Raw genomic sequence first — 6000 nt, forward strand, 5'->3', positions numbered from 1 at the left:
GAAGGACCGCACTCGAACCGGTTAACCATTCCGCCATTCGTCGTTCACCTTCCATGCCTCCGAATGTCAGGCCGAATGACGGGCCGCCGCCTAGCGTCTGCGAGGTGGCCAAGCTCTCTGTTGTCGTGCCGTTCTACAACGTGCGGACATATGCCCTCGAAACCCTTGAAAGCCTGCGCGCGAACGCCCGCGAGGACTTCGAGTTCCTTCTGGTCGACGACTGTTCGACCGATGGGACCGCGGAGCTGCTCGAACGGGCGGAGCGCGACCTTCCGGGGGCCGTCCTGCTCAGACACGAACGCAACGGAGGACTCGCCACCGCGCGCAACACGGGGCTGGACGCCGCACGCGGCGAGTACGTCACCTTCCTCGACGGGGACGACTGGGTACGCCCCGGGTATCTCACCGAACTCGTCGCCTCCATAGAGCGGTTGGGCTGCGACTTCGTCCGTACCGACCATGTCCAGTTCACCGGCAGGTCCCGTACGGTCCACCGCGTCCCGTACGGCCGGCGCGGCCAGGTGCTGAGCCCCCGGGAGGCGATCCTGCCCGCCGACCGGTCGACCTCCGTCGACTACGCGTACGCCTGGGCGGGCGTCTACCACCGGCGGCTCGTCGACCGGGGGCTGGTGCACTTCACGGACGGGCTGCGGACCGCCGAGGACCGGCCGTGGATCTGGCGGCTGCACCGGGAGGCGGAGACCTTCGCCGTCGTCGGACTGCACGGGGTGTTCTACCGGCGCGGGGTCTCCTCCTCGCTCACCCAGATCGGCGATGTGCGGCAGCTCGATTTCATCCGGGCCTTCGATCAGGTATTGGCCGAGACGGCAAAGGACCCGGACGCCGACCGGCTGCTCCCCAAAGCCGTACGGACCTATTGCGCGGTCATGGCCCACCACTTGAATTCCATCGAAAGGTTCGAACCGGCAGTGGCACGCAAACTCCGCTCCCTGAGCGCGGCAGCGCTGAAACGCATGCCCTCCGAGATTCTCGCGGACACGCTCGACGCCCTGGGCAGCCAGCGGGCCGGACTGCTGCGCCGGGTGCGCCGCCGTTCGGTGGCGCGCGCGACGGAGGTCGCGGCGTGATGTCGGCACCGTCGAGCGCGCCGTCCAACACGCCGTCGAGCGCGCCGTCCAGCGCGCCGTCCAGCGCGCCTTCTGTGCGCACCACCCCCGGAAGCACCCAGCTCTTCTTCGCCGCCACCCAGTACGCGGCGGCCACCATCACGGCGGCGATCCGCGCCGGCCTGTTCGGCCCGCGCGACGGGCACCGCCGCGTCCTGGTCATCAGCGACACCTCGCCCTCGCCCGAACTCGCCCGGCCGCTCACCGCGTTGCCCGGTTTCGAGCGGCTGCGTACCGCGTACGACGACGTGCGCTCCTGGAACGACTTCATCCGGCCGTTCCACCCCGCCGGCTGGTCCCCCCGCGAGCAGGACGCGCCGCTGTGGCAGCGCGCCGTCCGCGCGGCCTGGGGGCTGGGCGACGGGCCGGTGGAGATCGCCTGCGAGTCCGTCCAGGCCAATCCGTCCCAGGCGGTCGTCACGATCTTCGGCGAGAGCCCGGTCCACATCTACGCGGACGGGCTGATGAGCTACGGCCCCACCCGCACCCGGCTCGACCAGCTGGTCGGCACCCGGATCGCCCGGCTGCTCCATCTCGACCTGGTGCCGGGGCTGAAGCCGCTGCTGCTGACCGAGTTCGGGGTGGCGCCCGAGATCATCCCGACGGAGACCTTCCTGGAGGTCCTGGCGGAGGTCGCCGACGCGACCCCGGACACGGCCACGGGCAGCGGCGCGTCCTTCGGCGGCGAGCGGCCCGCGCTGCTCCTGGGCCAGTATCTGTCCGCGCTCTCCATCCTGACCGTGGAGGAAGAGGAGGAGCTGCACATACGGATGCTCCGGGGCGCCGTCCGGCGCGGTCACCGGCGCATCGTGTTCAAGCCGCACCCCTCGGCCCCGGCCCAGTGGTCGCAGTCGCTGGAGCGGGAGGCGGAGCTGCTCGGCGCGGAGCTGACGGTACGGTCGGGCCCGGTGCTCGCCGAGGTGCTCTACCAGCGGCTCAACCCGGCCCTGGTGGTCGCCTGCTTCTCCACCGCCCTGTTCACGGCGGCCACCTTCTACGGCCTCCCGGTGGCCCGTGCCGGCACCGGACTGCTGCTGGAGCGGCTCACCCCGTACCAGAACAGCAACCGGGTCCCGGTGACGATCGTGGACGCGCTGCTGCCGCCGCTGGAGGAGGACGAGGGGGCGCACCGGCCGGACGAACGGCTCTCCGGGCTGGTCGCCGCCGTCGGCTTCGCCATGCAGCCGCAGCTCAACCCCGGGCTGCGGCCGGAGGCGGAGCGCTATCTCTCGGCGCATCTGACCCCGCGTACCCAGGCGTACTTCAAGCGGCGGCGGCTGACCGCGCTGGCGCTGCCCGGCGGCGTACCCCCGCAGCTCGCGTTCATCCCGCGCAACGCGACGGTACGCAAGGTCGCCAGGCGGGCCCGCTCGCTCAAGAACACGGTCAAGAAGTCGGCCTGAGATGACCGGGACGACGGAGACGACCAAGGCGACCAGGGCGACCAGGGCAGCCGAGCCGACCGAGACGGCCGAGACAGCCGAGCCGACCGAGCCGACCGAGCCGACCGAGACAGCCGAGACAGCCGAGACAGCCGAGACGAGGCTCACCCGGACGACGCTCACGAAAACACCGGACGCCGCGCCGGACACCACAGTGGACACCGAACCCCCCGCGCGCGCTCCCCGCACCGACCGGATGCGCGCCCTGGACGGGCTGCGGATCCTGGCCGCGCTGTCCGTCTGCCTCTTCCACTATGTGGGTAAGGGCCAGGTCGAGCACGCCTGGGGCCAGTCCCCCAAACAGCTCTTCCCCGATCTGTCGGCGGTCGCCACCTATGGCGCGCTGGGGGTGCAGCTCTTCTTCGTCATCAGCGGTTTCGTCATCTGCATGAGCAGTTGGGGCCGTTCGCTCGGCGATTTCTTCCGCTCGCGGGTCTCCCGGCTCTACCCGGCCTACTGGGCGGCCATCGTCCTCGTCACCGCCGCGTGTGTCGCCCTGCCCTCGGTCATCCCGCCGCTGCGCCTCGACGAGGTGCTGGTGAACCTGACGATGCTTCAGCAGCCGATGGGCGTGGGCCGGGTGCTGGGGGTGTGCTGGACGCTGTGGGTGGAGGCGCGCTTCTATCTGCTGTTCGCGCTGTTCGTGGTGTGGAAGGGCGTCACCTACCGGCGCGTCGTCCTCTTCTGCTGCCTGTGGACGGTGGCGGGCGTGCTGGCCCGGGTCGCGGACAACCCGCTCACCGACGAGATCGTCATGCGCGACCACGCGCCGTTCTTCATCGGCGGTCTGGCGCTCTACCTGATCCACCGGTACGGAAGCGATCTGCTGCTCTGGTCCATCGTCGCGACCAGCTGGCTGCTGGGCCAGCGCTACTCGACCACCGCCCTGTGGGACCCCCACGCCACCCAGGTGTTCCAGGAGCGCTCCCCGTACGTGATCCTGCTCGTCGTCACCTTCGCCTTCGCCTCGGTGGCCGCCGTGGCCCTGGGCCTGCTGCGCTGGGCGAACTGGCGCTGGCTGACCTTCGCGGGCACGCTCACGTACCCCTTCTATCTGGTCCATGAGCACCTGGGCTGGTTCGCCATCGCCGTCTACCACCGGAAGTTCGGGCTGGACCCGTGGCCGACGCTCCTCGCCGCGATCGGCACGATGCTGGTGCTGGCGTGGCTGATCCACCGCCTGGTGGAGACCCCGGTGGGCCCACGGCTGAAACGACTGATGAAACAGCAGTCGGAGCGGATACGAACATAATCAGGGCACGTTACATACACTCCCAGTCACATCGGGGTCACTTTCGGCTCACAAGGGAGTGCATGTGAAAGCGAACAAGGGCGACCGTCTCGTCACCCACGGCCGAGTGGTGGGCGAGCACGACCGGGAGGTGGAGATCGTCGAGGTCCTGGGCCCGGAGGGCACGCCACCGTTCAGGGTGCGCGCGTCGGACGGCCACGAAACGATCGTATCGCCGGGCCCGGACACGGAACTCAGACCGCACGAGGGGTAACGCGCGCAGCGCATGAGGAGGGGGCGGGGGCCTCGTCCTGAAGCCCCCGCCCCCTCCCTTACGTCATCTACGGATTGACGAAGGTGATCCGCCCCGGCGCCGGTACGGGGGCCGGGCGGTCCGGGGAGGTGGTGCCCTCCAGATAGGCGATCAGGGCGTCGAGGTCGACCATGGCGCCGCCCTCACGGACCGTGATCCCGGCGAAGACATCGAAGTTGTTGCCTCCGTTGGCGAGGAACTCGTTGAGTACGACCTTGTAGGTGGCGGCCGGGTCGAGGGGCCGCCCGTTCAGCCGGACCGTGTCGACGAGGAGCCGGTCAGCGCCGGTCCTGCTCATGTCGACGGAGTAGCTCAGCTCCTTCGACAGTTGCAGGAAGACCGTCTTCACCTCGTTGCCGCCGCTGAGCTGCTGCTTGAGCGCGGTGACGAGCTGCTCCCCGGTGACGGGCACCACCCACAGGGTGTTGGCGAAGGGCTGGACGCGGTAGGCGTCCGCGTAGGTGACGGCGCCGCCGTTCTTGTACGTGAGGTCGGCCCGCATGCTGCCCGGGTTGGTCAGCGCGAGGTCGGCGCCGAGGTGACGGTTGGCGGCGACCTGGGCGTCGGTGAGGAGGCTGCCGAGCGGGGCCTCGGGGGCGGTGGCGCCACGGCCCGGCAGGTCCCCTGCGATATACCCGACGACCCGGTTGGCCTGCTCCTCGGAGCGGGCGCGCCAGGTCTCGATGACCTTGGCCATGGCCGGCTGCTGGGCGGTGGTGACGGGGACGGGGCGGTGCAGGGCCCGTACCGTACTGCGGAGAATGTCGCCCCGGCCGTTCAGATCGAAGCGCAGATCGGTGAACGACCGGCCGAAGGAGTCCGCCTGGGTGACCATCCGCCGCTTGCCCGCCGGGTCGAGGACGGCGCATTCGTACGAGTCGTGCGAGTGGCCGCTGACCACCACGTCGACAGCGGTCGGCGCCTGCTGGGAGATCTCCTTGATCCGGCCGGCGAGCCGCGCCCCCGGCCCGCCCTCGTCGCAGTCGGCCCCGGCGGTGCCGTTGATGGTCTCGCCCTCGTGGATCAGCAGGACCTGGGCCCGGACGCCCTGCCGGGTCAGCTCCCGCGAGTACTTCTCGATGACCGGGAGTTCGTCGTGGAACTCCAGGTCACGGATCATGGCCACGTTGATGACGGCGGGGGCGTTCTTGGTCACCACCCCGATGAACCCGATCTTCTGACCGGTGGGCAGGGTCTTGACCGTATAGGGCTGGAACAACGGGGTGTCACTGCCGCGCGCGGTCACATTGCCGCCCAGATAGGGGAATCCGGCTCCGTCGTACGGATCGTCCGGAGCGCATCCGTCCACCGGATGGCAGCCGCCGTCGATGACGCGCCGCAACTCCTGCGGGCCCTCGTCGAACTCGTGGTTGCCGACGGAGGAGGCGGCGAGCTCCAGCTCCTCGAGGGCGGCGACGGTCGGTTCGTCGTGGAAGATCGCCGACAGCAGCGGACTGCCGCCGATCATGTCACCGGCCGCGACGGTCAGACTGTTCGTACGCCCGGCACGGGCCTCGTCCAACAACGTGGCCATCTGCGCCAGACCGCCCGCCTGAAGTGGCGTCCCGCGATGGGTAATACGGCCGGCGGCCCCCTCCACGGGGTCCAGATTCCCGTGCAGATCGTTCAGGGCCAGCAACTGAACGGGCACACGCTCGGCGGCCCGCATGTCCGCCGACGCATGTGGGGGCGCCTGAAACCCGAGGAGCGCGCCGGTGGCAGCGAGAGCGCACCCCACCATCGCGCCGCGCGAACAGGTGCGCCGAAAAAGGGTATTTGTCACTCCTGGATCCTAGTAGGGCTTGGTCATGTTGGTGCGGGGTCTGGCATGTCGCGGTGACAGGTGGGGCAGGCGCCGGTCCAGGTCGCGAGGAGTGTCTGCAGCTC

General features: G+C 69.8%; 5 protein-coding genes. 4 read left to right on the forward strand and 1 reads right to left on the reverse strand.

The genetic code is table 11. The annotated features are described in order from the left end of the window. The first annotated feature begins 53 nt into the window (after positions 1–53). The 4 genes from ACIP8W_RS25505 to ACIP8W_RS25520 all read left to right on the forward strand — a co-directional run bounded on the left by ACIP8W_RS25505 (position 54) and on the right by ACIP8W_RS25520 (position 4074). Positions 54–1088, forward strand: coding sequence for a glycosyltransferase family 2 protein (locus ACIP8W_RS25505; protein WP_401958235.1), 1035 nt, complete (start codon positions 54–56; stop codon positions 1086–1088). Further along, positions 1088–2530: a polysialyltransferase family glycosyltransferase gene (locus tag ACIP8W_RS25510; protein ID WP_402204738.1), complete on the forward strand. Its 1443-nt coding sequence runs from the start codon at positions 1088–1090 to the stop codon at positions 2528–2530. The genes ACIP8W_RS25505 and ACIP8W_RS25510 overlap by 1 nt, the downstream gene beginning before the upstream one ends. Before the next feature lies 1 nt (position 2531). Beyond that, positions 2532–3821 carry an acyltransferase family protein gene (locus ACIP8W_RS25515; RefSeq protein ID WP_402204740.1) on the forward strand — a complete coding sequence of 430 codons (1290 nt, stop codon included), beginning with the start codon at positions 2532–2534 and terminating at the stop codon, positions 3819–3821. 64 nt (positions 3822–3885) lie between these two features. Continuing rightward, the gene (locus tag ACIP8W_RS25520; RefSeq protein WP_401958229.1) at positions 3886–4074 is read left to right on the forward strand and encodes a DUF1918 domain-containing protein; all 189 of its coding nucleotides are present in this window, start codon (positions 3886–3888) and stop codon (positions 4072–4074) included. 67 nt (positions 4075–4141) lie between these two features. On the opposite strand, the gene ACIP8W_RS25525 is transcribed toward ACIP8W_RS25520, so the two are convergent. Then, the gene (locus ACIP8W_RS25525) at positions 4142–5896 is read right to left on the reverse strand and encodes a bifunctional metallophosphatase/5'-nucleotidase (RefSeq protein ID WP_402204742.1); all 1755 of its coding nucleotides are present in this window, start codon (positions 5894–5896) and stop codon (positions 4142–4144) included. Positions 5897–6000: the final 104 nt, after the last annotated feature.

The organism is Streptomyces sp. NPDC088554 (assembly GCF_044752945.1).
GTDB lineage: Bacteria > Actinomycetota > Actinomycetes > Streptomycetales > Streptomycetaceae > Streptomyces.